The sequence below is a fragment of the Rhodococcus sp. (in: high G+C Gram-positive bacteria) genome, from assembly GCF_049299235.1.
Taxonomy (GTDB): Bacteria; Actinomycetota; Actinomycetes; order Mycobacteriales; family Mycobacteriaceae; genus Rhodococcus.
This window is the reverse complement of sequence record NZ_JBAQXC010000390.1, coordinates 1-2,711: the sequence shown is the minus strand read 5'-3', so window position 1 is coordinate 2,711 and position 2,711 is coordinate 1. Positions and strand designations below refer to the sequence as shown.

3 protein-coding genes and 1 pseudogene are annotated in these 2,711 nt (G+C 70.4%); 2 read left to right on the top strand and 2 right to left on the bottom strand.

Going from position 1 to position 2,711, the window contains the following annotated elements:
* Both WAX14_RS24060 and WAX14_RS24055 read right to left on the bottom strand, forming a co-directional pair.
* A pseudogene (locus WAX14_RS24060) lies at window positions 1-473 on the bottom strand (MFS transporter); the annotation flags it as partial.
* Window positions 474-571: 98 nt separating this feature from the next.
* Window positions 572-1,234: a GntR family transcriptional regulator gene (locus tag WAX14_RS24055; protein WP_422630558.1), complete on the bottom strand. Its 663-nt coding sequence runs from the start codon at window positions 1,232-1,234 to the stop codon at window positions 572-574.
* An 84-nt stretch (window positions 1,235-1,318) separates the two neighbouring features.
* On the opposite strand from WAX14_RS24055, the gene WAX14_RS24050 reads away from it, so the two are divergent.
* Together WAX14_RS24050 and WAX14_RS24045 are read left to right on the top strand one after the other, a co-directional pair.
* A complete protein-coding gene (locus WAX14_RS24050; RefSeq protein ID WP_422630557.1) occupies window positions 1,319-2,098 on the top strand; it encodes a class I SAM-dependent methyltransferase in 780 nt (259 codons plus the stop codon).
* A gap of 63 nt (window positions 2,099-2,161) precedes the next feature.
* A partial coding sequence (locus WAX14_RS24045; protein ID WP_422630556.1) for an ROK family protein occupies window positions 2,162-2,711 on the top strand: 550 nt, incomplete at its 3' end.

The window sequence follows — 2,711 nt, the reverse complement described above, 5'->3', positions numbered from 1 at the left end:
GTGTAGGCGAGCCCGCTCGGCCACGGCGCCCATTGTGCGAGGACGCCGGCGACACCGGCGCCGAGCGCGAATCAGGCGGTCAGGCTCATGGCCGCACGGCGGGCACCCGCACCGGCTCCGGCTCGGGTGTCCCACGGCTGCTGCGACAGTTCCTTGACCCAGCTTCCGCCGACCGCCATGCCGAGACCCAGCGCGATACCGCTGAGGATGCGGCCGACGACGAGCAGCATTGTGCTGTCCGCGCCGAAGGCGAGCACGAGTGAACCCGCGGCCGCGATGAACGGCGCGGGCAGCATGAGGGGACGGCGGCCGAGCCGGTCGGACAGGGGCCCGCCGAGCAGCAGCGCGGGCACGATGCCGAGGACGTAGGCGAACAGGAAGATGTTGACGACGACGGCGGAGAAGCCGTGGTCGAGTCGGTACATGACGAGCAGTGGCGTGAACTCGTTGCCGCCCCAGGCGACGGCGAACATGGCGGACGCGACCAGCGCCCACGGGGCGATCCGGCGCCTGCCCGGTATCGCGTCGTCGGTGGTGGTTGCTTCTTCGGTTGCGGCGGCCGGTCCGGCGCTCATCGTGCTTCTCCTCCGGTGGTGAGCGGCAGTCCGTGGACGCGTCTCATGTGGGTGTCGTCGGCGGCGGCGAAGCCTGCTGCGTCGCTGCCGCCGACGAGGTCGGCGAGCGCGGCGTGTTCGTCGATGATCGAATTCAGTTGCCGGGGGTCGCGCATCAGCGATCGTGCGGTCATGCGGCGCTGACGTTCGCGCAGGCCGATGTAGAAGTCGACGAGCAGCGGATTTCCGGCGGCCCGGACGATCAGACCGTGGAAATCCGCGTCGAGTCCGCTGAACGCGATGACGTCACCGGCATCGGCGGCGTCGCGCTGGGCGTCGAGGTTGGCGCGCAGTGCGCGTACGAGTTCCACGCGGGCGGTGTCCGGGCCGACGGACACGATGCGGACCGCGTCGGCTTCGAGGAGCAGTCGGGCGGCGACGACGTGTTCGGCTTCGCCGTCGGCGACAGGTACGACGAGCGCGCCGCGTTTCGGATACAGCCGCATCCACCCTTCGGTTTCGAGGCGCAGGAACGCCTCTCGGACCGGGGTGCGGCTCGTTCCCATCTCGGTGGCGATCTCGCCTTCGCTGATCAGTTCGCCGCCGGGCAGGGTGGCGGACAGGATCCGCTCCTTCACCTCGCGGTAGACCTGCTCGGCCGCTGAATACGTCTTAGACACAAGATGTGTTTATACGCGATGCGAATGATTTTGTCATGCGGGGCGGACCGACCCGTTCGCGGGCGCCCATTACAGTGGCCTCTCGTGTCCGACACTGTTCCGTCCCGCGTCGCCGGGCGCTTCGCCCGCCGCGCGACACTGCGCCGTTCCGTCGGACTGCTCGGCAGCTTCCGGTTCGAACAGACCGCACCCGAGGTGTTCTACGGCGGTGTCGCCCGCGACACCGTCGACCTCATCGGCGACCTCTACACCGGCCTGACCGGCCGCGACCTGACCGGCACCACCGTGGTCGACGTCGGCGGCGGCCCCGGCTACTTCGCCGACGCATTCGGCGCCGTCGGCGCCCGATACGTCCCGATCGAGCCGGATCCGTCGGAGATGCACGCCGCCGGACTGCGGGTGGGCGGCTCGATCCGGGGGTCCGGGCTGGCACTGCCGGTACGGACCGGATCCGTGGACGTGTGCTTCTCGTCGAACGTCGCCGAACACGTCTCGCAGCCGTGGGTAATGGCCGACGAAATGCTCCGGGTCACCCGGCCGGGCGGCCTGATGGTGCTGTCCTACACGCTGTGGTGGGGCCCGTTCGGTGGCCACGAGACCGGGCCGTGGCACGCCTTCGGCGGCGAATACGCGGCCCGCCGCTACACCCGCAAGCACGGCCACGAACCGAAGAACCGGTACGGCGTCTCACTGTTCGAGGTGGGCTGCGGCGACGGCCTGCGCTGGGCCGGCAGCACCCCCGACGGCGAACTGCTCGCCGCGTTCCCCCGCTACCATCCGCGCTGGGCGTGGTGGCTGGTGAAGATCCCGGTGGTCCGCGAGTTCCTGGTGAGCAATCTCGTGCTGGTGCTGCGCCGGAACTGAACAGCCGGAACTGAACACCGGGAGCAGGGCGCCTTGTGCGGCCGTCCCGCTACTGTCGTGCGCATGACGGCACTCGCTTTCGACGTCGGCGGCACGAAACTCGCCGCGGCCACCGTCGACGACGACGGCATCCCCCGCGACCCGACGAGTGTTCCCACTCCGACGGCCGGCGTGTGGGACGCCGCGGCCGGTCTGCTGCGCCACACGGCGGGTGACCGGACGATCGCCTCGGTCGGGATCGCGAGCGCCGGGCCGGTCGACATCTCCGCCGGCACCGTTTCGCCGATCAACATCGCCGAATGGGCAACCGGTTTCGCACTGGCCGATGCGGTGCGGTCCCTGTTCCCGACTGCGCGTATCCGGCTGGTCGTGGACGGCGCGGCCGCGGCGCTCGGCGAGCAGCGACACGGTGCGGGCCAGGGCACCGCCGACCTGTTGAGCGTGGTCCTGTCGACCGGAATCGGCGGTGGACTCGTGCTCGGCGGTCGGGTCGTGACGGGCCGCTCGGGCAATGCGGGCCACATCGGGCACATGACGTCGGTGTACGGCGTCGACCAGTGCGCGTGCGGCGCGACCGGCTGCATCGAAACCGTCGCGAGCGGTCCGGCTGCTG